Source organism: Haemophilus sputorum CCUG 13788 (assembly GCF_000238795.1).
In the GTDB taxonomy this organism is placed as follows: domain Bacteria; phylum Pseudomonadota; class Gammaproteobacteria; order Enterobacterales; family Pasteurellaceae; genus Haemophilus_A; species Haemophilus_A sputorum.
In genome coordinates, this window is sequence record NZ_AFNK01000003.1 from 64,515 (window position 1) to 86,057 (window position 21,543).

Here is a 21,543-nt window from a genome sequence, read left to right on the forward strand (position 1 = left end):
AAATTTTTCTACAAATTAACCCGCTTGTTTCATAGCCAATGCTGAGAATTTAGCGTATAATTTGACCCCTCAAAATTCCGTAGGGTGGTCTTGGTTCTGCTAGGGAACGAAGTCCACCCTTTTCTTTCAATTTAGTATATTAAGAATTTCAATGCAAAAATTAGATATTTCAAAATTGCGTAACATCGCAATTATTGCGCACGTTGACCATGGCAAAACGACTTTGGTAGATAAATTATTACAACAATCAGGTACATTAGGGGAAACTCGTGGTGATGCAGATGAGCGTGTAATGGACTCAAATGATATTGAAAAAGAACGTGGCATTACCATTCTTGCAAAAAATACCGCAATTAACTGGAACGATTATCGTATTAATATCGTAGATACGCCAGGACACGCAGACTTCGGTGGTGAGGTTGAGCGCGTGCTTTCAATGGTGGATTCTGTATTATTAGTTGTTGATGCGTTTGATGGCCCAATGCCTCAAACTCGCTTTGTAACGCAAAAAGCGTTCGCTCACGGTTTAAAACCAATCGTTGTGATCAATAAAGTTGACCGCCCGGGTGCTCGTCCTGATTGGGTGGTTGACCAAGTATTCGATTTATTCGTTAATTTAGGTGCAACAGACGAACAATTAGATTTCCCAATTATTTATGCATCAGCATTAAATGGTGTAGCTGGTTTAGAGCATGAAGAATTAGCACCAGATATGACGCCATTATTTGAAGCGATTGTAAAATACGTTGAGCCGCCGAAAGTAGAATTAGATGCCCCGTTCCAAATGCAAATTTCTCAATTAGACTACAATAATTATGTAGGGGTGATTGGGATTGGTCGTGTTAAACGTGGTTCAATTAAACCAAACCAAAGTGTCACAATTATTGATGCAGATGGTAATTCGCGCAATGGTAAAGTTGGTCAGGTATTAGGCCATTTAGGGTTAGAACGTTATGAAGCGCAAGAAGCTTTCGCGGGCGATATTATTGCGTTGACTGGTTTAGGTGAGTTAAACATTTCAGATACTATTTGTGATATTAACAATCCAGAAGCTTTACCAGCATTAACTGTTGATGAACCAACAGTAACCATGTTCTTCTGTGTAAATACTTCACCATTCTGTGGTCAAGAAGGTAAGTTTGTGACTTCTCGCCAAATCCTTGAGCGCTTAAACAAAGAGCTTGTGCACAACGTAGCATTACGTGTGGAAGAAACAGAAAACCCAGATGAATTCCGTGTTTCTGGCCGTGGTGAATTGCACTTATCGGTGTTAATTGAAAATATGCGTCGTGAAGGTTATGAGTTAGCAGTATCTCGTCCGAAAGTAATCTACAAAGAAGAAAATGGAAAAAAACAAGAGCCATTTGAACAAGTAACGATTGATATTGAAGAGCAACACCAAGGTGCAGTTATGGAAGCATTAGGTATCCGTAAAGGTGAAGTGAAAGATATGATCCCAGATGGCAAAGGTCGTACACGTTTAGAGTATGTGATTCCAAGCCGTGGTTTAATTGGTTTCCGTAACGAATTTATGACCATGACTTCGGGTACAGGGTTACTTTATTCAAGTTTCAGCCACTATGATGATGTAAAACCGGGCGAAATTGGCCAACGTAAAAACGGTGTGTTAATTTCTAATGCTACGGGTAAAGCATTAGCTTACGCCTTATTCGGTTTACAAGAGCGTGGTAAATTAATGATCGACCACGGTGTGGATGTATATGAAGGTCAAATTATTGGTATTCATAGCCGTTCAAACGACTTAACCGTTAACTGTTTACAAGGTAAAAAATTAACCAACATGCGTGCTTCAGGTAAAGATGATGCGATTGTATTAACGACACCTGTGCGTATGTCACTAGAACAAGCGTTAGAGTTTATCGATGATGATGAATTAGTGGAAGTAACACCACAATCAGTACGTATTCGTAAACGTTTATTAACGGAAACAGATCGTAAACGTGCAAGCCGTACGACAACAAGTACTAGCACACGTTAATATATCAAACCAAAAGGCGGACGAAAGTCCGCTTTTTTATCGGTGTTTAATGGGGAATCTATGACTACCAATCGTAATTATGCCGCACCTATGTTAGTGGTGGGGTGTGTGTTATTTGGTTTAGGGAGCCTTATCGTCAAATTTGTGCCAGTAGGTGGCTATGCAATTGCTTTTTGGCGCTTATTGATCGCATCATTTGTTTTTTATGGCTTAATGAAATGGAAAAAGCAAACTTTTCCCAAAAATCGAAAAGCTTGATGGTTTGGTATTTTTTCTGGCATTTTTTTAGCATTTGATTTAGCTTTTTGGCATGAAAGTATTTATGCTGTCGGCCCGGGAATTTCTACTTTACTCAATAGCTTGCAGATTTTCTTTCTTGCGACTATTGGCTTTTTCTTTTTTGCAGAACGCCAAAGTAAATTGCAATTATTAAGTCTTCTTCTGGCTGTTGCTGGCGTGGTAATGATTACTGGAGATGAACTGCAACATAATATGGCTGGCATATATGGTGTTATTATTGGCTTATTATCTGCAGCTATGCTTGCAGCTTCAATGGTAATGATTAAGCAAGTTCACCAAACTGAAAAAACATCACTATTCCCACTGATGTTTATCATTAGTTTAAGTGGCGCAGTTGCGTTAATTTTCCCTTCCGTATTCTTGAATGCAGAAAACTTTTATCCAATCTCTTGGCAAGATTGGGGGCTTATTCTGATTTATGGGGTAATTATGCAGTGTGTGGCATGGGGAATGATTGCCTATGCGATTCCTTATTTGTCGCTTAGTTTAACCGGCTTATTGCTTCTTTCTGAACCAGTTATTGCTTTAGTTATTGATGCATTTTATTTAGAGAAAGCAATTACACTTTGGCAATGGAGTGGCGCGGGCATCACGTTATTATCCATTTATTTAGGATCACTAAAAAGTCGCCACTAATAACGCGATACAAGCGGTTAAAAATTCGAGTGATTTTGCAAAATAGATAAAAAGCATTAGAATGATATATTAGGAAACAATCATTTATGGAGAGAGGTTCTCATGAAAACACAAAAAGTCTTTAGTCTCACATTATTAACCTTAGCTTTAGCTGCTTGTGGTAGTGGCGGAGGTAGCGGTGGCGGTGATAATCATCCAACACAGCCTGCTCAACAACCGGCAACGCAAACTACGAAACCAACAACATCAGAAACAAAACCATCCCAACCAACGGAAGAAAAACCGAAAAATACCATTACGGGGCATTATTATAATGGTTTCTTTGGGTTTGCAAGCAATATCTCAAGCAATGATATCAATGCAATTAGTGTGTGGGGAACCGATATCCAGCTGATTGATCCAGCAATGAAATCAGCTAACGGTTGGCTTTCTGATTCTGTAGATAATCGTTCAAATCGTATTGTGAGTGATTTCTTAAATCATGCTCGTGTAGGGCTAGCAATCAGACAAAGTGATGTAGTTGCCTTTGCTCAAGGTAAGGAAACTATTGCTGAAAATGTACCAACTGTGGGTAAAGCGCACTATAAAGGCCAACATATTTTAACAATAGAGCATTCTAAAGAGGTTCAGCAAGAGACTAAAGCGAAATACGGTTCATTCCGTGGTGATGCATTATTTGATGTCGATTTCGCTAATAAGAAAATAACAGGTTCTTTAGAACTCCCAACATTAGAAGGGCAGACTGAGACAGCTTATTTACCTATTTCTGCGACGATTAACGGAAATACTTTTGAAAAACGTGGATTCATTGATGATGTTAGTGTGAAAGGTAAATTCTATGGTGAAAATGCGAGTGAAATGGCGGGTGTTTACCAAAAAATGAATAAATTCACTGGTGCGTTTGGTGCTAAAAAACAGTAATAATGTTATTTAATTAGATTCATTAGAATAAAGGCTAAGTTTGTATCTTTTACAGCTTAGCCTTTTTCATTGAACTTAATTATTCAATGCATACCTAATTATCACTAAAATGAAACTAATAAGGATAAATTTTGCATCAAATTTTAAGGAAAATTTGTGCGGTATTATTTGCAACAAGCTTGTTAAGCAGCTGTTTGGTGACGTCAGTCGTTAGTGGTGTGGTTGGTACGGCGGTGGATGTAGTTGATACGGTTACGCCAGATATTACGGATTAAAGAAGAAAAGCGCTTATTAGCCTAAGCTGATAAGCGCTTTTGTGTGGGAGTGATTTAATAAAGATTATTCAATGCCTTCAAATAAAACAGTGCTTAAATAACGCTCTGAAGCAGATGGAAGAATGGCTACAATAACTTTATCTTTATTTTCAGGGAGCTTTGCAATCCGATCAGCTGCTGCTACCGCTGCACCAGAGGAGATACCCACTAAAATCCCTTCTTCTGCCATAACACGGCGGGCAGTTTTAATTGCTTCCTCACTAGAAACACGTTCTACACGGTCGATAAGTGATAAATCTAAGTTTTTCGGAATAAAGCCTGCACCAATGCCTTGAATTTTATGTGGGCCTGGTTTCACTTCTTCACCGTTTAAGGTTTGTGTAATGACTGGTGATTCAGTTGGTTCAACGGCAACAGAAGTAATTGCCTTACCTTTGTCTTGTTTAATAAAACGTGAAATACCTGTAATCGTACCGCCTGTTCCGACACCAGCAACGATAAAATCTACATTGCCATCTGTTGCTGCCCAAATTTCAGGGCCGGTAGTTTGCTGGTGAATCGCTGGGTTTGCAGGGTTTTCAAATTGTTTTAACATAACATAATGGCTTGGGTCGCTCGCAACAATTTCTTCGGCTTTAGCAATCGCCCCTTTCATTCCTTTTGAGCCTTCAGTTAAAACTAAATTCACACCTAAACCACGTAATAAACGTTTACGCTCGGTACTCATGGTTTCTGGCATCGTTAATGTAATTTTATAGCCACGAGCTGCCGCAACATAAGCAAGTGCTACGCCTGTGTTACCACTGGTGGCATCTACAATTTCTTTGCCAGCGGTTAAGATACCGTCTTTTTCTGCTTGCCAAACCATATTGGCTCCAATACGGCATTTCACACTAAAACTTGGGTTACGAGATTCAACTTTTACTAATAAGTTGCCGTTTTGACCAAAATGTTTTAATCGAACAAGTGGCGTATTTCCGATAGTGTATGAGTTGTCTGCATAAATTGTCATGGCTGAATTCCTTTTATAATTTCAGTAATAAGTGCTGAGAAATATAGCGCGTTTGAGCGAAATTGGTAGTAAAGAAAAATCATTTTATATAATTGAAAGGCATAAAAACGGAATGCAAGCGGTCAGTTTTGGTTAAATTTTTGCAAAAAATAAGGCGAGCTATACTCGCCTTATCTCAATGAGAATAAATTATTTTACCGTAATACGTGCAAATTTACGTTTACCAACTTGATAAACAAAAGTCCCTTTTTGTGCAGTTTGTTTCACATCTTCTACTTTTTCGCCATCAATTTTTACGCCACCTTGTTGTGCAGCGCGAATGGCTTCTGAGGTTGATGGCACTAAACCTGCTTCTTTTAAAAGCGATGCTAAGCCCATTTCACCTTCAAAGGTAAATTCTGGCATTTCATCTGGAATGGCACCTTTTTGGAAACGGTTGATAAATTCCTGTTCGGCTGCATCTGCTGCGACTTCATCATGGAAACGTGCAATAATTTCTTTAGCTAATAAAATCTTCACATCGCGCGGGTTTTTACCATTAGCCACATCAGCTTTTAATTGTGCAATTTCTGTTAATGGACGGAATGAAAGTAGGTTGTACCAATCCCACATTAATTCATCTGAAATTGACATGATTTTACCAAACATTTCGCTAGGTGCTTCAGTAACCCCAATGTAGTTCCCTAATGATTTAGACATTTTTTTCTCGCCGTCTAAACCCACTAATAATGGTAAAGTCATTGCGACTTGTGGTTTTTGACCGTCAGCTTTTTGTAATTCACGACCAATTAATAGGTTGAAGGTTTGGTCTGTACCGCCTAGTTCTACGTCAGCTCTTAAATGTACTGAGTCATGACCTTGTAATAATGGATAGATAAATTCGTGAATCGCAATCGGTTGTTGGTTTGAAAAGCGTTTTTTGAAGTCATCACGCTCCAGCATACGCGCAACCGTATAGTTAGATGCAAGGCGGATCATACCTACAGTACCTAGCTCACCTAACCAATCTGAGTTGAATACAATTTTGGTTTTTTGTGGGTCAAGAATTTTGAAAATCTGTTCTTTATAAGTTTCAGCATTACGCAGTACATCTTCACGAGAAAGTGGCGGACGAGTTGCATTTTTGCCTGATGGATCGCCTACAGTCGCAGTAAAGTCACCGATTAAGAAGATGACTTCGTGTCCAAAGTTTTGGAATTGACGAAGTTTATTTAATACCACGGTATGACCTAAGTGAATATCTGGTGCAGTTGGGTCTGCGCCTAATTTAATGCGTAATGGGCGATTTTCTTTAAGTTTCTCAACTAAATCAGCTTCTGAATAAACATCTTCTACACCTCGTTTCAGTTCTGAGATGATCTGATCGATTGATTGCGTCATTGCGGTATCCTTTTATTTAATATCAAAAATGCGCTTATTATAACGGGCTAAATCTAAATTGACACGGAAAACTCCGTCAAATCAGTACAATTTCTCTCAAATTGGAAAATGTTCGACAATTTTATTCGGGCTTTATCTTTTAATATAGATTAAATTGTGCTATCAATATGCCCTTATTTTACAGGAAAGAAAAAAGGACATAACAAATTATGAATGGTGCAGCTTTAATCATTGAAAGCTTAAAAGCACAGGGGGTAACGCATTTATTTGGCTACCCAGGCGGGGCAATCATGCCAACCTACGATGCAATTTATGACTCAGGTCTTGACCATCTCCTTTGCCGTAATGAACAAGGTGCTGCAATAGCCGCAATTGGTTATGCGCGCTCTACGGGTAAAGTTGGCGTTTGTGTCGCAACGTCAGGCCCAGGTGCAACCAACTTAGTAACAGGTTTAGGCGACGCCTTTGCTGATTCTGTACCTATCGTGGCGTTTACTGGTCAAGTAGCAGCACCACTTATCGGTACAGATGCTTTCCAAGAAGCCGATGTTTTAGGTTTATCCCTTGCGTGTACCAAACACAGCTATATTGTTCAATCTGTTGAAGAACTCCCTGAAATCATTGCTTCCGCTTTCCAAATTGCACAAAGTGGCAGACCAGGCCCTGTATTAATTGATGTACCTCGCAATATCCAAGTCGGCGATGTACCCGAACATATCAAACCCATTGTAAAACCAACCGTAAAACCAACCGCACTTTCAGAATTAAAATTAGCGGAAGCCAAAGCGTTATTGGCACAAGCGAAAAAACCGGTGCTTTATGTCGGTGGTGGCGTAGGTATGGCAAACGCAACGCAAGCGGTCAGAAAATTCCTACAAATTACCAAAATGCCATCTGTTTCGACATTGAAAGGTTTAGGCTCAATTGACCCAACCGATCCCGTTTATATGGGCATGATTGGTATGCACGGCACAAGACCAGCAAACATTGCCGTACACGAATGTGATTTATTGTTAGTGTGCGGTGCGCGTTTTGACGACCGCGTGACGGGTAAATTAGACAGTTTTGCGCCACAAGCTAAAGTCATTCATTGTGATATTGATGCGGCAGAAATCAACAAACTCCGTGTAGCAAATGTCGCCCTTCAAGGTGATTTAATTCAAGCCTTAGAAGCTTTAAGTATCCCGCTTGCGATTGATGATTGGCGTGCACATATTCAAGCGCTGAAAGCTAAACTCGATTTTACTTATATCGACAATGCAGGTAATCGACCAATTGACCCTTGGTCATTACTCAACACACTTTCTCAGCGTAAACCTCAAAATGCGGTGATTTGTACCGATGTTGGCCAACACCAAATGTGGTCTGCGCAACATATGCGTCATTTTGCACCAGAAAACTATATTACCTCCGCGGGGTTCGGCACCATGGGATTTGGTTTACCTGCAGCGGTAGGTGCGAAAAAAGCACGACCTCATGATGAAGTGATTTTGGTGACAGGCGATGGTTCATTGATGATGAACATTCAAGAATTAGGCTCAATCAAACGCGGCAAATTACCCGTGAAAATTTTACTGTTAGATAACCAACGTCTTGGTATGGTGCGTCAATGGCAAGACCTTTTCTGGAACAAACGCCGTTCAGAAACCATTCTAGAAGATAACCCTGATTTCGTGATGTTAGCGAAAGCCTTTGATATTCCAGCTGAACGCATTGAGCGCGCTGATGACGTGGAGGAGGCACTTAATCGTTTATTAAATAGTGAAACTGCCTATTTATTGCAAGTATGCATTCCACCTGAAGAATGTGTATGGCCATTAGTGCCACCAGGCGCATGCAACACAGATATGCTGGAGGAAATTTAAGATGAACCAATATACTTTTGACTTGATCGCTCAACATCGCCCAGAAGTTTTAGAACGTGTATTACGCGTTATTCGTTTACGCGGCTTCACTGTGACTAATATGGAGATGGCATTGGTAGAAACCAAAGTGCAGTTAAAAATCACTGTAAAATCTGACCGCACTTTTGATTTGTTGGTGAATCAATTGGCGAAACTGCCGGATGTTTTAAATATTATTTAAAAAGAATTTGAAGGACAATACGATACAAAACAAATGGTTTACAAGTGCGTAGATATAGCTAATGGAGCAATTTAGTTTAAATGTAATTAAAAACTACTATTAAATCTGACCGCACTTTTATTTTAATTGGTAGGCTCTTTATCTAAATAATCGCATTTATAAACTTAATTTTATCAAATAATTTCTTCGTATTATCTTCTGCCAAATCTCCCCTATCCCTCTTTGCTAAAGAGGGGGAAAGAACGAGCGAGATTCTATATCATTGTTCTACTTTGATATGGCAGATATAAATTAGGCAGATGACAGCAAATTTATAAAGAAAATCCCCTCTTTAGCAAAGAGGGGTAGGGGAGATTTGGCAGTATCAATTAACGAAGAAATTAAAGAACATAATAAACTTTAACAAAAATTTACTTAGAGAGATTATTTATGCCAAAACTACGTTCAGCGACCAGTACACAAGGTCGTATATGGCGGGGGCGCGTGCCTTATGGCATGCAACAGGGATGAAAGAAAATGACTTTGGTAAGCCGATTATGGCAACAGTGAACCGATATTATGGTAGTAAAGTTAATAGCTCTTCGTATTCTGATGATAAAACTATTAACCCACTAGCTATTTTAACCGCACTATTGTGGTTTCCAGTTGCGATGATAGATTGTCTGAATGAACGAAGTGGATTCATTGATTTATGTCCGTTTCGTTAAGTTATCTCATTAATGAATTTATTCACAATAAATGAATAAAACTAGATTATTTTAAATAAGGAAAATATATGAAAAAACTATTTTTATTACTTAGCACATTGTTTCTTTTAGCTAGCTGTACGAGGGATTATTTGCAACTCAGCGAAGAAAAGGTAGGAAGTAAACCTGAAACTATACGCTCTTTCTTTATTGCCAACGATAAACTTTATGCGATAGGTGAACAGAATAGTTATGAGTTTAAAGATAGAGATACCGCAATCTTAATAGCCACCCTACAAGGCCCTAGAATGAAATTGTTTAAATCTGCGGAAATACTATCTCTTCACCAAAATATTGAGAATAATAAGGTTTATTCTGAGATAATTCTTGATTTCAATAAACCTGAGCCGACTCCATTTAGTAGTAAGAGTAGTTTTTACCTAGAAGGACAGACAATTAAGCTTCAAAACCAAAATGAAATTTTAGCTAAAAAAAGCTTAACTAAACCATTAACTACGGAACTAGTAGAATATAGAATTACACGAACAACTAAACGCAAATTTAGTAAGCAAGATACGAAAGAAGGTGCGACTATTGGCGCTTTAATGACTGGAGCAGCAGTTGGTGCGGTGCTATTTATTCCAGTTGCTATAATCGCAGCACCTTTTGGACTTTTAACTGGGAATGAAAACTAATTTAATAGCCTAGGAAGCGGTTAAGCTTTGCTAATATTTTGCAAATATTAAAATAAATTTACTACTTGGAGAGATTATTTATGCCAAAACTTGGGTAGACCAATAAGATGCATATATAATTTCCAAGAAGGAATACTTAATGAAAAAACTATTATCATTCATAATGCTATGTTCATTATTTTGTTTGTCAGCATGTTCTGTAGATAAAAATACAGAGTCTCATGTCACGTCAAGTAAAGAACCAATTCAGATGTTTATGTTTAGCCAAGATGGCAGGCTTTTTGTTTTTACTGATAAAGATAATTTTGAATTTAAAGGGCAAGATGTTTCTAATTTATCGACATTCCTTAATAGCCCCTATGCAAAATCAATAGAAAAAGTATCACCTGAACTTTATATATATTTGGATGAGGATAAAAAGCAATGGGCTTCATCATTCTTAAAAGTGCTTGTTAAAGCAGATAAATTAACGAAAAAACAACAGGATGAACTAATCAGTCAATTTAACTTTACACAAGCATCTCAAGCAAAAGACAAGGTTAAACAAGGGATAAAAGAAGATTTTGGTATTTCATCTCAACTTGATGTTTTTTATATTAAAACGTACAAGGCAGATGGCATTATCCAAGAATATAAAAATCGTGATGAATTACTAGCAAAATATAAACTGACAAAGCCTATTATGGCGACAGTTTATCGTACGACTTATACCACCAGTAAATCATATAGCCTTTCGGACACTGGTGAAAATATACTTACGGCGCCACTAATAATCTTAACGGCTCCATTGTGGATTCCGGTTGCGATGATAGGTTGTCTGAATGAACGAAGTGGATTCATTGATTTATGTCCATTCCGTTAAGTTATCTCATTAATGAAGTTATTCACAATAAATGAATAAAAATAGATTATTTTCAATAAGGAAAATATATGAAAAAAAGTACTTTATTCATGTTATCACTCTTATCTAGTGCGCTATTAACAAGCTGTATGTTACCTCATATCATTAAGCCAAGAACAGTGACGATGGATGAGATTCGTGCACTGGATTATGGTGCTGTTCCTAGAAACTATGAAAAAGTTATCGCTCAGCACTTATATGGTTCGCTTATTGATCCTAAATCCTTAATGATTGATAGCATTTCTAAACCAAGAAAATTTGTAGAGATAAAGCTTGACGAACGTAATACTCAGCCAAATGATGAATATTATAAAATCAACTTTAAGCCTAGCTATTTAGTATGCATTCGCTTTAATGCTAAGAATACCTATGGAGGATATGTAGGATGGGAATGGCAAGGATATTATTTTAAAAATAATGAGCTTATTCAAGTTATAAGCAGAGAATATCGTTGTGAAATCGATAAGGACGTTATTGTTTATAATCCACATATTTCTGATGAAGTTAACCTTGTAGGTTATGAATAATTTTTTAGTTCCCTCTGTTTTTTCTTAAACTTTGGTGGTAGGTAAAATTCGTTCTTTTCTATTGCTAATGATTTTAACTAAAAAGAGATTCGCTAAACCATTAACAGTTAAACTAATAAGCGGTTAAACTTTGCTAATATTTTGCAAATATTAAAATAAATTTACTACTTGGAGAGATTATTTATGCCAAAACTACGTTCAGCGACCAGTACACAAGGTCGTAATATGGCGGGTGCACGTGCCTTATGGCGTGCAACAGGGATGAAAGAAAATGACTTTGGTAAACCGATTATTGCGGTGGTGAACTCTTTCACCCAATTCGTACCAGGACATGTTCATTTAAAAGATATGGGACAACTGGTTGCTGCTGAAATTGAAAAAGCCGGCGGCGTAGCAAAAGAATTCAATACTATTGCGGTGGATGACGGTATTGCTATGGGTCACGGTGGGATGCTTTATTCCTTACCAAGCCGTGATTTAATCGCAGATAGCGTGGAATATATGGTTAATGCTCACTGTGCTGATGCGATGGTGTGTATTTCCAACTGTGACAAAATCACCCCGGGAATGTTAATGGCAGCAATGCGTTTAAACATTCCAACTATCTTCGTTTCAGGCGGTCCAATGGAAGCGGGCAAAACGAAATTATCTGATCAGCTTATTCGCTTAGACTTAGTAGATGCGATGATTGAAGCGGCAGATCCGAATGTAAGCGATGAGCGTATTGATGCGATTGAGCGAAGTGCTTGCCCTACTTGTGGTTCTTGCTCAGGCATGTTCACCGCTAACTCAATGAACTGCTTAACCGAAGCATTAGGTTTATCTTTACCAGGTAATGGCTCGATGTTAGCGACCCATGCTGACCGTAAAGAATTATTCTTAAAAGCTGGCCGTCAAATTGTTGAGCTTTGCAAACGCTATTATGAACAAGATGATGAAAGCGTCTTACCGCGTTCAATCGGTACCTTTGAAGCCTTTGAAAATGCCATGAGCTTAGATATTGCGATGGGTGGTTCAAGTAACACTGTTTTACACTTATTAGCGGCAGCTCAAGAAGCAGGCATAGATTTCAAAATGGAAGATATTGACCGCTTATCACGCGTTGTCCCTTGCTTAAGCAAAATCGCGCCAAACACCAATAAATACCACATGGAAGATGTGCACCGTGCGGGTGGGATTATGGGTTTATTGGGTGAATTAGATCGTGCTGGTTTAATCCATCGCAACACTAAAACCGTGTTAGGAACAACACTAGAAGAACAATTAAATCAATACGATATTATTCGTAACAAAGACGAAGAATTACACAAATTCTTCCGTGCCGGCCCTGCTGGTATTCGCACCACACAAGCCTTCTCGCAAGATTGCCGTTGGGATAGCGTAGATGATGACCGTGTAGGCGGTTGTATTCGTAACAAAGAAAATGCAATTTCTCAAGAAGGCGGTCTAGCGGTATTGTTTGGTAACATCGCTAAAGACGGCTGTATCGTAAAAACGGCAGGTGTAGATGAGTCTATCTGGAAATTCACTGGACGTGCTATCGTATTTGAAAGCCAAGAAGATGCAGTAGCTGGCATTTTAGGCGGTAAAGTGAAAGAAGGCCATGTAGTAGTAATCCGCTACGAAGGTCCAAAAGGCGGCCCAGGTATGCAAGAAATGTTGTATCCAACCAGCTACTTAAAATCGATGGGCTTAGGTAAAAAATGTGCTTTATTAACAGATGGTCGATTCTCTGGCGGTACATCTGGTTTATCTATTGGTCATGCCTCTCCTGAAGCCGCTTCTGGCGGTGCCATCGGTTTAGTACATAATGACGATATTATCGAAATCGACATTCCAAATCGCTCCATTAACCTTAAAATCAGCGATGAAGAATTAGCAAAACGCCGTACCGAGCAAGATGCCAAAGGCTGGCAACCAGCTCACCGTGAACGTGAAGTATCCTTTGCATTAAAAGTATTTGGTCACTTTGCGACATCTGCGGATAAAGGTGCAGTGCGTGATAAAAGTCTATTAAAGTAAAATTTTCATAAACTAATGAGATGCGTGGATTTAATATCTACGCATCTTTTTAGATAAGAGAAATTTGTTTTTATAAATTTTTAAGGATCTACAATGAAAGGATATGTAATAAATTTAGATAGGCAGCCTGAAAGACTCACTCATTTTTACCAACAACCAGGAAGTGAAATTTTTCAAAAAGTGTCTGCTGTTGATAGGAAGGTGTTAGATATTATTGGCAATAAAGAATTCTTTTTTGATGTGGCAACATTTACCCGAATGATACCTCGTGGCCCAACAATGGGAGAAATTGCTTGTACTCTTTCACACATTAAATGTTGGCAATTAATTGCTTTAGATGAATCTATTGACGAAGATGAATTTTGTTTAATTGCTGAAGATGATGTTACATTGTTACCGATTGAAAAAATACACCATCAACATTTTTAAGTGTAGTATCAGATATTACTAAAGTTCTTGAAGATACACATGTTGAATTAGTTAAATTACAGATGTTGTCTTATCGTGAGAGTAATTTGTTTACAGGAAGTGGAAATATTTCTTTAAGTAAATCAATAGCTACGGGATTGGATGCTTCTTATAATAATACAGGTTCCGCTTTATATTTAATAAGAAAATCACTTACACAAGCCATTATGCAAAAACTAAAAACCAAAAAACCATATTGGCTAGCAGATGGGTTTACTAAATTTTGTAATCCTGAAAATATGATGATGTGTTTGCCATTATTGGGTTATGTTCAAGATAATTTTCCTTCTGATCTAGAAGAAGAAAGAGAGATGCAAAGACAGGGATGTTCTGAAGGAAGTTAATGCTATCATGTTCAGTTTACTAAGGTTATTATTTTCTTATGAAGGATATTGAAATTCAAAATACACTTGAAAAAAATTATGTTTCTTTAATTAAAGAACAAGATTATGAGGGGGCATTAAAGCTAGCAGAAACACTATGCCTTCTTGATCCCCAGAATCCTGAGTATTCACATAAAATTGCATATGTTTATCTTCAGCAATTAAAGTGGGAAGATGCTATTAATGCTGAATTAGAAACATTAAAGTTAAATGATAGTTATATTCCAGCCTTAGATTTACTTGCTCATGCCTATGGCGGTATATCGAATTGGGAACGAGCAGGTTTTTATGGACACCTTTCTTTAACGCTCAAGGATAAGGCAATACCTGTACCTGACCAGGAAATGATACCAGCTTCTTGCCCTAAAGGCAGTAAACGTATTATTTCTTTTTCATTATTTGGGAATAATTCAAAATATGTGGAACCAGCCATATTAAATACGCAAGTTTCCCCAATTTTATTTCCAGGCTGGATCTGCCGTTTTTATGTGGATGACTCGGTTTCAGAGACAGCTATTCAAAGACTAAAAAATAATGGCGCTGAAGTCATCAATATTAGTGAGCCGTTAGATAAATGGCCTGGCCCAATGTGGCGTTTTATTGCTATCAATGATCCGGAAGCGGAATATGTTATTTTTCGTGATGCGGATTCGGTGATTTCCCATCGAGAAGCTATGGCTGTTGCAGAATGGATAGAAAGTGGCCGAGCATTTCATACTATGCGTGATTCTGGTTCTCATACAGCGTTGATTCTTGCAGGAATGTGGGGAGCAAAAGCAGGAGCTGTACCAGATATGCAACAGAGAATTCAACGTTTTATTGATAGAGGATACGATTCTAGCCATTTTGCAGATCAAGATTTCCTTGCAGAAGAATTATGGGGATATATTCGCCAAGATTTGTTAGCGCATGATAGAGTATTTAATTTCTGTAATCCTAAACCTTTTCCAGGTCATTTTGAACCAAGCTATCAAATTGCACATTGTGAGGGGGCTTCTGTATTTAATGCAGAAACTTCTTATAAAGATCGAAGTAAGATCAGATGGACACTATATTCTCAAGTTTCACCTTTAGTAAATCCTGATTATTCATTTATTCGTGTGCCTGAGTTTAAAGTGTGTAGTTATGAAGATAGGGTTAAGAATGGAAGCTTCAATGCTTCAATTCCAAGACGTTATGGATTTGCGTTTTCTCAGGGATTAGCAAGAATTGATATTGAACAAATTATAGACTAACTGTAAACATATAGAACAAGTGAAATATCTGATTTCCTTGTTCTATATGTTTTAATGATTAAGCTTTAATTAAATTCACAAAATCTTGCTCACTTAATACTGTAATGCCTAATTCTTGCGCTTTAGTCAGTTTTGAGCCAGCCTTTTCTCCTGCAATGAGATAATCTGTTTTGCTAGAAACTGAACCAGAAACTTTGCAGCCTAAGCTTTGTAATAAGGCTTTGGCTTCATCACGGGTAAGTTGAGTCAGTGTGCCTGTTAATACCACGTTTTTATTTTTGAGTGGATTATCTGCAATTTCAACTTGTACCACATCCTGCCAGTGAACGCCTTGCTTGATTAGATCTTCAACAACCTCAACATTATGCGGTTCTTGCCAGAAGCGGAAAATATGATTTGCGACAACTTCACCAACATCTTGCACTTGAATCAGCGTTTCAAGATTTGCTTCTCGAATGGCTGCTAAAGTACCAAAATGATTAGCTAAGTTCAGTGCAGTTGCTTCTCCCACTTCGCGAATTCCTAATGCATAAAGAAAGCGTGCGAGGGTGGTGCTTTTTGATTTTTCTATGCTATTAAGTGCATTTTGGGCCGATTTTTCTCCCATACGTTCTAAGCGCATTAGACTAGTTAAATCAAGCTTGAAGAGATCTGCTGGGGTATGAATAAGCTCTCTCGCCATCAACTGTTCAATTAGTTTTTCGCCTACGCCATCGATATCCATCGCTTTACGTGAAACAAAGTGTTTAAGGGCTTCTTTGCGTTGCGCAGCGCAGAATAATCCTCCTGTACAGCGCGCAACAGCTTCACCTTCAATCCGAATAACAGCGGACTGACAAACTGGACAAGCGGTCGGAAAATGAATTTTTTTTGCATTTTCTGGACGGCGTTCTTTCACTACCCCGATAATTTGTGGAATAACATCTCCCGCACGGCGAATAATGACGGTATCACCAATTACCACGCCTAAACGCTCAATTTCATCACCGTTGTGTAATGTGGCATTGCTAACCGTGACTCCTGCAACAAAAACAGGCTCTAATTTTGCTACAGGTGTAATGGCGCCAGTGCGTCCAACTTGGAATTCTACATCGTTAAGCACCGTCATTTCTTCTTGTGCAGGGAATTTATATGCAATTGCCCAGCGTGGTGAACGAGATATAAAACCAAGTTGTTCTTGCAAGGCAATATCATTGACTTTCAGCACAGTACCATCAATATCATAGCCTAAATTTGGACGCTTACTTTGGATTTCAGCATAAAACTTAAGCAACTCTTCACGTCCTGTTGCTAAACGAATTTCTCCATTTACTGGGATACCAATGCTTTTTAACCATTGAAGACGATCATAATGGGTAGAAGGCAGTTCATCATCAGATTCATAAATACCAATACTATACGCATTGAGCTCTAATGGGCGTTGGCGTGTCACTTTTGGATCTAATTGACGTAAAGAACCAGCTGCGGCATTACGAGGGTTTGCAAAGGTTTTTTCTCCTTTTTCAAGAGCACGTTCGTTTAAAATATTAAAACCTTTCTGTGGCATGAAAACTTCGCCACGTACTTCTAAACGTGCAGGAGGATTTTCCAAATTAAGCTTAAGCGGAATGTTGCGAATAGTACGAATATTCGCCGTAATATCTTCGCCTGTTGTGCCATCACCACGAGTTGCTGCTTGCACTAATGAACCATTCTCATAGAGAATGCTGACGGCCAAGCCATCTAGCTTGGGCTCACAACAGAACATTATTTTTTCCGGATCTTGTGCAATCAGGTTTTCAATACGGCGTAAGAAGCTATCAAGTTCTTCATCTGAAAAAGCGTTGTCTAGAGAGAGCATTGGTAATTCATGCGTAATTTGTGCAAAGCCTTCTAGTGGTTTGGCACCAACTCGTTGTGTTGGAGAGTCTGGCGTAATCCATTCTGGATGTTGCCATTCAAGATTTTTCAGTTCATTCATTAGCCGATCGTATTCGGCATCTGGTACGAGTGGATTATCTAAAACATGGTAATGATATTCGTATTTGCGTAAGGTTTGGCGAAGGGTTTCTAAGTCGCTAAAATCTACTTTTTTTGAAGCTGTCATAGTTAAAATTCCGATAAAAAAGACCGCTTGCAAGCGGTCTAATTTGAAAACACTTTTGCAAAATTATTGCACGCATTTCAAGTAAGCATGGCGCGCATTTTCATCAAAAAGATTTTGATGTTCGTCTAATACAAAACCACCTAATAATTGTGCTAAGCCTTCGGCTGCGCTAATCATTGATTTCATTTTTGCAATATCAGAAGGCAGATGCATAAACATAACAAGCCCTACAGTCATAAAACGATCGAGTTTATTTAGATCAAAAGTCCCTGGTGCAGTCATATTCGCAACGCTAAACATAATTGGACTGTTAATGTCATCTGCGTGTTGGTGACGATGGAAAATATTATATTCGCCATATTGGAAACCTAGTGTTTCTAGGTGTTGTACGATGTAGTGGCCGAAGAATTGTTGCCCTTCAGGTGCAACCACAAAGAGGCTAGCGATACCATTTTCTGCTACACGATATTCAGGCGCTTGTTCAGCAATTGGTTGCATTTCTGGTGCCGTTTCAGGTTGCGAAGCAGGTGTAATACTTTCTGGTATGCTTTGTTCAAAAGTTGGCTGCATCGTTGTTGCATGCGTAGAGTGGTATTGCGTTGGCTGAGATTGCATTTGCGGTTGTGCCTCAGTTTGGCCAGGAATGTTAATTTTAATGGCACTTACCGCATTTTCTACTTCTTCTTGAGGATAGCTTTCTTGCTGATAGTTTTGTTGTGTATAGTATTGATCAGTAGCTGGCGCTGGTTCATTCTGTGCAACTGGCTGGTACTGATTATTGATATTAAGGCTTGCTGGAATATCACCAATTGGATCTTGCTTGATCGGTTGCGCTGGTGGGCGTGTTGAAAAAGTATTGGAAAAAACACGCGATTTCTCACGGCGTGCCGACCAAACACTAAAGCCGAGCAAAATTGCAATTAAAATGCCGGCTAAAATAAAGAAAAGAATATGAAGCTCCATAATGTCCTCTTACGAATCTCTACAAAAATTTAATCTTCGTTATTTGCGAAAAAAACGTACATAGCTTACCATATTTTCATTCAAAATTTAGATAATTTAAGGATCTTTAATGTCTTCGGCTTTTTCTAAAACACAAAATCAGATTGGAATGGGCTTCCATTATTTTGTGCATGGCTGGCAGTTATTGTGCCAACGTCAGTTTTTGCCGTTTGTAATTTTTCCTGTTCTAATCAATATGATCTTAATGATTGGGTTAGTTTGGGTATTTTTTGCTAACGTTGGCGATTGGCTAAATCTGTTGCTGCCTTCTTGGTTAGAGTGGTTAAGCGTAGTATTAGTACCGCTGATTTTTGTACTGTTATTGATGGGCTTTTATTTTGCATTCACTACCATGGCAAACTTTGTTGCAGCGCCATTTAATGCCCTTTTAGCTGAGAAAGTGGAACTGCAATTAACTGGTGAAAGTTTAGGCGAAATGAGCTTTCAAGAGGTAATCAAAGATGTGCCGCGTATGCTCAAACGAGAATGGTTAAAAATGCTATATAGTCTTCCTCGTTTAATTGCCATATTTCTTTTAGGCTTTGTGCCATTATTAGGGCAAACCGTTGCACCGATTATTGCTTTTATTTTTAGTGCTTGGATGATCGCTATTCAATATTGCGACTATCCATTTGATAATCACAAAATTGCGTTTTCTCGTATGCGCAATGCGCTTGCTCAGAATAAATGGATGAATTACAGTTTTGGTACGTTAGTCACGCTATTTACGATGATTCCTTTTCTGAATTTAGTTGTGATGCCCGTTGCCGTTTGTGGTGCAACAGCAATGTGGGTTGCAGAGTATCGAAACTTCTTTTTAAATAATCCAACCGATGAGTTTACTGGTGCAGATTATACTTTCTCAAAAGCGAAAGGAAGTGCTGTTAGTCCTCATGTGAAGGGGCGAGAGGTTCGCCAAAGCAGCAACGATATTCGTTCTTAATTTTCAACAAGCGGTGGAGTTTTGCGCATTTTTTGCAAATTTATTCAGAAATCTGACCGCTTGTTATTTTCTCTTCTCTTATTCTGACAAAGGTCGCAAACCGAGGTTTACCTTGATTGGTTAATCCACGATATTGATAAGTGATGACTGCTCCAATCGGTGGCGGATTTTCTCTTTCTTTATCTTTAAAACCTGAACCAATACGAAAACGTCCACGCTGGTTTTCACAGCTAATCGCGCCCAGTTTATCTGCATATTTTCCTTTCCCTATATGATGTGCAATTACCGTACATTCTTCATCATGGACAGGTTTCAATTTAAGAATTTGAGCTGAACGACCATGAATATAGCCCGCTTGCGGGTTACGCATTACAATTCCTTCGCCTTGTTGAGTTAATATAGATTGATAAAACTGTTGTAAGTGTTGCGTATTTTGAATCGGAATTTGCGGAATAATTTGAATATGTGTGGCTGGATTAGCCATTAAGTATTGTTCTAAACTGGCTAGTCGTTCAAATAAATTTCCTTGCGCATTTGGCACATCAAAAACGTACAATTTTAGTTTATACCATCCTTTAGGCTCAGCCGAGCGGACAATGCTAGAAATTTCTTCAAATTTTCCTCGCTCACTAAAAAGCTCGCCATCAATTGCAAAAGGTGGAAAATGTTGGAGAAAATAATCAGGGGGATTGAAAGGATTCCCTTGACGGCTGATAAGTTGCTTACCATCCCAGTAGGCACGAACACCATCAAGCTTCTCACTCATCACCCAGCCGGAAATATCCTGATTTTTGTATTCTTGTAAAAGCATTAAATCAGGTGCTTTGGCAATCGTGATAAGCGGTATAAAAAGAAGAGAAAAAAGAAAATGAAACGACCATTTAAACATAGTGCCTCCAAATGGAAGCACTATAAAAGAAGTCATCACGAAAATCAGATTACATCACGAAATTTTCGAATGAGATCGCAAAAATCATCAGAAAATTGACCGCTTGTGACTAAACCACTTTTTGAACTAAAGCTGAGATCCCCACTTCAGAAAACACTTCTTTCTCTGCCATTTCAACAATTTGGTCGTGGGTATATTTCATTGCATCATATACAACCACAATACTGGTATCACCAACTTGTAAGAAATTGGTTTCACCAAATGGAGTATAACGGGTTGCCCCAATACTAATAATTGCATGAGCAGGTTGATGAGATTGCTTAATCAACTCTGCAATATGATTCATCGGACCTTGATCAGGTTGATGATTCATTTTATCAATAATCCAATTTAATAATTTTTGATGAAAATAACTATAACTTGCTGCAGGGCTATCTTCGCCATAAGTATTAAGTACGCCATTGCGTTTATGGAAGCAAGCAATATGATAATTATCTAATACGCCACCTTGCTCAAATTTATCTAAAGCAATCTGTGTGGCAGAAATTCCTTTAGAATTTTCTCCCCAGTTTTTCTTTTCACAAATTTTACGTGCATTCGGACGGCGAATAGAGCAGTCATTATAAGCGGCAAAATGGGTTGGTTTGAGTTCGCGAACTTGTCCATCTTGATAATGAATTTCACAAATAAGAGCGACTTCAGGTTCTATTTGCAAATTATCTGCATCTTGAGGGAAGGCGATGGTATCGTGAGATAAAGGATAAGTAGAAAGAAATTGTTCAGTTGAAGAAAGTGTTTCACTTGGAACATAGAAAGGGAAGATAGCTTTGGGCTGAATTGCTTCTTCAGTTTTGACTTGTAGAAAGTCAGCAGCTTCACCTGCTTGTTCTAGATGACCTGCAAAATTGCCTGCCACGCCTAATCCAATGAAATTTTTAGGAATCATAAATTACCTCAAGTAGTTTTAAACGATAGCTGCTACTTTAATAGTTATAGTTTAGAAAAACAATCCGAAAGCATCATTAAAGGAAAGTGATGAAGAAAATAGCAAAAAATGATAGCAATTTAATCGAGGCGTTTAGAAAATCAACAAATGGT

At 38.4% G+C, this 21,543-nt stretch carries 20 protein-coding genes and 1 pseudogene; 15 read left to right on the forward strand and 6 right to left on the reverse strand.

Going from position 1 to position 21,543, the window contains the following annotated elements:
* The first annotated feature begins 151 nt into the window (after positions 1-151).
* The 4 genes and pseudogenes from typA to HSP_RS11395 all read left to right on the forward strand — a co-directional run bounded on the left by typA (position 152) and on the right by HSP_RS11395 (position 4,131).
* Entirely contained in the window at positions 152-1,999 is a 1,848-nt protein-coding gene (gene typA, locus HSP_RS0100805; RefSeq protein ID WP_007523319.1) for a translational GTPase TypA, read from the forward strand.
* A gap of 60 nt (positions 2,000-2,059) precedes the next feature.
* Positions 2,060-2,935: pseudogene (locus HSP_RS0100815) on the forward strand (DMT family transporter).
* Between the two features lie 102 nt (positions 2,936-3,037).
* Positions 3,038-3,856: a transferrin-binding protein-like solute binding protein gene (locus HSP_RS0100820; RefSeq protein ID WP_007523384.1), complete on the forward strand. Its 819-nt coding sequence runs from the start codon at positions 3,038-3,040 to the stop codon at positions 3,854-3,856.
* A gap of 131 nt (positions 3,857-3,987) precedes the next feature.
* On the forward strand, positions 3,988-4,131 hold the full coding sequence (locus tag HSP_RS11395) for a hypothetical protein (RefSeq protein ID WP_007523388.1): 144 nt from the start codon (positions 3,988-3,990) through the stop codon (positions 4,129-4,131).
* Between the two features lie 64 nt (positions 4,132-4,195).
* On the opposite strand, the gene cysK is transcribed toward HSP_RS11395, so the two are convergent.
* Positions 4,196-5,143, reverse strand: a complete 948-nt coding sequence (gene cysK / locus HSP_RS0100830; protein ID WP_007523329.1) for a cysteine synthase A — start codon at positions 5,141-5,143, stop codon at positions 4,196-4,198.
* Positions 5,144-5,332: 189 nt separating this feature from the next.
* The gene (gene tyrS, locus HSP_RS0100835; RefSeq protein ID WP_007523328.1) at positions 5,333-6,523 is read right to left on the reverse strand and encodes a tyrosine--tRNA ligase; all 1,191 of its coding nucleotides are present in this window, start codon (positions 6,521-6,523) and stop codon (positions 5,333-5,335) included.
* Between the two features lie 209 nt (positions 6,524-6,732).
* On the opposite strand from tyrS, the gene ilvG reads away from it, so the two are divergent.
* The 10 genes from ilvG (at position 6,733) to HSP_RS0100885 (ending at position 15,525) form a co-directional block, all read left to right on the forward strand.
* Positions 6,733-8,388 carry an acetolactate synthase 2 catalytic subunit gene (gene ilvG / locus HSP_RS0100840; RefSeq protein ID WP_007523385.1) on the forward strand — a complete coding sequence of 552 codons (1,656 nt, stop codon included), beginning with the start codon at positions 6,733-6,735 and terminating at the stop codon, positions 8,386-8,388.
* Position 8,389: 1 nt separating this feature from the next.
* Positions 8,390-8,608 carry an acetolactate synthase 2 small subunit gene (ilvM, locus tag HSP_RS0100845; protein ID WP_007523401.1) on the forward strand — a complete coding sequence of 73 codons (219 nt, stop codon included), beginning with the start codon at positions 8,390-8,392 and terminating at the stop codon, positions 8,606-8,608.
* Positions 8,609-9,078: 470 nt separating this feature from the next.
* A complete protein-coding gene (locus tag HSP_RS0100850) occupies positions 9,079-9,315 on the forward strand; it encodes a hypothetical protein (protein ID WP_007523376.1) in 237 nt (78 codons plus the stop codon).
* 68 nt (positions 9,316-9,383) lie between these two features.
* Positions 9,384-9,989 (forward strand): hypothetical protein, encoded by a 606-nt coding sequence (locus tag HSP_RS0100855; RefSeq protein WP_007523341.1) that lies wholly within the window; start codon positions 9,384-9,386, stop codon positions 9,987-9,989.
* 139 nt (positions 9,990-10,128) lie between these two features.
* Complete coding sequence (locus HSP_RS0100860) at positions 10,129-10,851, forward strand: hypothetical protein (RefSeq protein ID WP_010128177.1); 723 nt, start codon at positions 10,129-10,131, stop codon at positions 10,849-10,851.
* A 68-nt stretch (positions 10,852-10,919) separates the two neighbouring features.
* On the forward strand, positions 10,920-11,417 hold the full coding sequence (locus HSP_RS0100865) for a hypothetical protein (protein ID WP_007523339.1): 498 nt from the start codon (positions 10,920-10,922) through the stop codon (positions 11,415-11,417).
* Positions 11,418-11,600: 183 nt separating this feature from the next.
* Positions 11,601-13,439: a dihydroxy-acid dehydratase gene (ilvD, locus tag HSP_RS0100870; protein ID WP_007523334.1), complete on the forward strand. Its 1,839-nt coding sequence runs from the start codon at positions 11,601-11,603 to the stop codon at positions 13,437-13,439.
* A 93-nt stretch (positions 13,440-13,532) separates the two neighbouring features.
* On the forward strand, positions 13,533-13,868 hold the full coding sequence (locus tag HSP_RS0100875) for a glycosyltransferase family 25 protein (protein WP_007523357.1): 336 nt from the start codon (positions 13,533-13,535) through the stop codon (positions 13,866-13,868).
* A gap of 62 nt (positions 13,869-13,930) precedes the next feature.
* Positions 13,931-14,251, forward strand: a complete 321-nt coding sequence (locus HSP_RS11310; protein ID WP_029494962.1) for a hypothetical protein — start codon at positions 13,931-13,933, stop codon at positions 14,249-14,251.
* A 38-nt stretch (positions 14,252-14,289) separates the two neighbouring features.
* Positions 14,290-15,525: a tetratricopeptide repeat protein gene (locus HSP_RS0100885; protein WP_007523364.1), complete on the forward strand. Its 1,236-nt coding sequence runs from the start codon at positions 14,290-14,292 to the stop codon at positions 15,523-15,525.
* Between the two features lie 58 nt (positions 15,526-15,583).
* Here HSP_RS0100885 and ligA read toward each other — a convergent pair whose 3' ends face one another.
* Positions 15,584-17,611 (reverse strand): NAD-dependent DNA ligase LigA, encoded by a 2,028-nt coding sequence (ligA, locus tag HSP_RS0100890; RefSeq protein ID WP_007523337.1) that lies wholly within the window; start codon positions 17,609-17,611, stop codon positions 15,584-15,586.
* A 63-nt stretch (positions 17,612-17,674) separates the two neighbouring features.
* Positions 17,675-18,574, reverse strand: coding sequence for a cell division protein ZipA (zipA, locus tag HSP_RS0100895; RefSeq protein WP_007523392.1), 900 nt, complete (start codon positions 18,572-18,574; stop codon positions 17,675-17,677).
* Between the two features lie 109 nt (positions 18,575-18,683).
* Here zipA and cysZ point away from each other — a divergent pair, with 109 nt between their 5' ends.
* Positions 18,684-19,556 carry a sulfate transporter CysZ gene (cysZ, locus tag HSP_RS0100900; protein WP_007523317.1) on the forward strand — a complete coding sequence of 291 codons (873 nt, stop codon included), beginning with the start codon at positions 18,684-18,686 and terminating at the stop codon, positions 19,554-19,556.
* A 40-nt stretch (positions 19,557-19,596) separates the two neighbouring features.
* Here the strand turns inward: cysZ and HSP_RS0100905 are convergent, their stop codons facing one another.
* Together HSP_RS0100905 and HSP_RS0100910 are read right to left on the reverse strand one after the other, a co-directional pair.
* The gene (locus HSP_RS0100905; protein WP_007523362.1) at positions 19,597-20,445 is read right to left on the reverse strand and encodes a DNA ligase; all 849 of its coding nucleotides are present in this window, start codon (positions 20,443-20,445) and stop codon (positions 19,597-19,599) included.
* Between the two features lie 109 nt (positions 20,446-20,554).
* Positions 20,555-21,391, reverse strand: a complete 837-nt coding sequence (locus HSP_RS0100910) for a DUF5718 family protein (protein ID WP_007523324.1) — start codon at positions 21,389-21,391, stop codon at positions 20,555-20,557.
* Positions 21,392-21,543: the final 152 nt, after the last annotated feature.

What these genes read in the sequence shown, in the direction of transcription:
- typA (WP_007523319.1), top strand. Translation starts at nt 152, where the DNA reads ATGCAAAAATTAGATATTTCAAAATTGCGTAACATCGCAATTATTGCG.
- HSP_RS0100820 (WP_007523384.1), top strand. Translation starts at nt 3,038, where the DNA reads ATGAAAACACAAAAAGTCTTTAGTCTCACATTATTAACCTTAGCTTTA.
- cysK (WP_007523329.1), bottom strand. Translation starts at nt 5,143, where the DNA reads ATGACAATTTATGCAGACAACTCATACACTATCGGAAATACGCCACTT.
- tyrS (WP_007523328.1), bottom strand. Translation starts at nt 6,523, where the DNA reads ATGACGCAATCAATCGATCAGATCATCTCAGAACTGAAACGAGGTGTA.
- ilvG (WP_007523385.1), top strand. Translation starts at nt 6,733, where the DNA reads ATGAATGGTGCAGCTTTAATCATTGAAAGCTTAAAAGCACAGGGGGTA.
- ilvM (WP_007523401.1), top strand. Translation starts at nt 8,390, where the DNA reads ATGAACCAATATACTTTTGACTTGATCGCTCAACATCGCCCAGAAGTT.
- HSP_RS0100850 (WP_007523376.1), top strand. Translation starts at nt 9,079, where the DNA reads ATGGCGGGGGCGCGTGCCTTATGGCATGCAACAGGGATGAAAGAAAAT.
- HSP_RS0100855 (WP_007523341.1), top strand. Translation starts at nt 9,384, where the DNA reads ATGAAAAAACTATTTTTATTACTTAGCACATTGTTTCTTTTAGCTAGC.
- HSP_RS0100860 (WP_010128177.1), top strand. Translation starts at nt 10,129, where the DNA reads ATGAAAAAACTATTATCATTCATAATGCTATGTTCATTATTTTGTTTG.
- HSP_RS0100865 (WP_007523339.1), top strand. Translation starts at nt 10,920, where the DNA reads ATGAAAAAAAGTACTTTATTCATGTTATCACTCTTATCTAGTGCGCTA.
- ilvD (WP_007523334.1), top strand. Translation starts at nt 11,601, where the DNA reads ATGCCAAAACTACGTTCAGCGACCAGTACACAAGGTCGTAATATGGCG.
- HSP_RS0100875 (WP_007523357.1), top strand. Translation starts at nt 13,533, where the DNA reads ATGAAAGGATATGTAATAAATTTAGATAGGCAGCCTGAAAGACTCACT.
- HSP_RS11310 (WP_029494962.1), top strand. Translation starts at nt 13,931, where the DNA reads ATGTTGTCTTATCGTGAGAGTAATTTGTTTACAGGAAGTGGAAATATT.
- HSP_RS0100885 (WP_007523364.1), top strand. Translation starts at nt 14,290, where the DNA reads ATGAAGGATATTGAAATTCAAAATACACTTGAAAAAAATTATGTTTCT.
- ligA (WP_007523337.1), bottom strand. Translation starts at nt 17,611, where the DNA reads ATGACAGCTTCAAAAAAAGTAGATTTTAGCGACTTAGAAACCCTTCGC.
- zipA (WP_007523392.1), bottom strand. Translation starts at nt 18,574, where the DNA reads ATGGAGCTTCATATTCTTTTCTTTATTTTAGCCGGCATTTTAATTGCA.
- cysZ (WP_007523317.1), top strand. Translation starts at nt 18,684, where the DNA reads ATGTCTTCGGCTTTTTCTAAAACACAAAATCAGATTGGAATGGGCTTC.
- HSP_RS0100905 (WP_007523362.1), bottom strand. Translation starts at nt 20,445, where the DNA reads ATGTTTAAATGGTCGTTTCATTTTCTTTTTTCTCTTCTTTTTATACCG.
- HSP_RS0100910 (WP_007523324.1), bottom strand. Translation starts at nt 21,391, where the DNA reads ATGATTCCTAAAAATTTCATTGGATTAGGCGTGGCAGGCAATTTTGCA.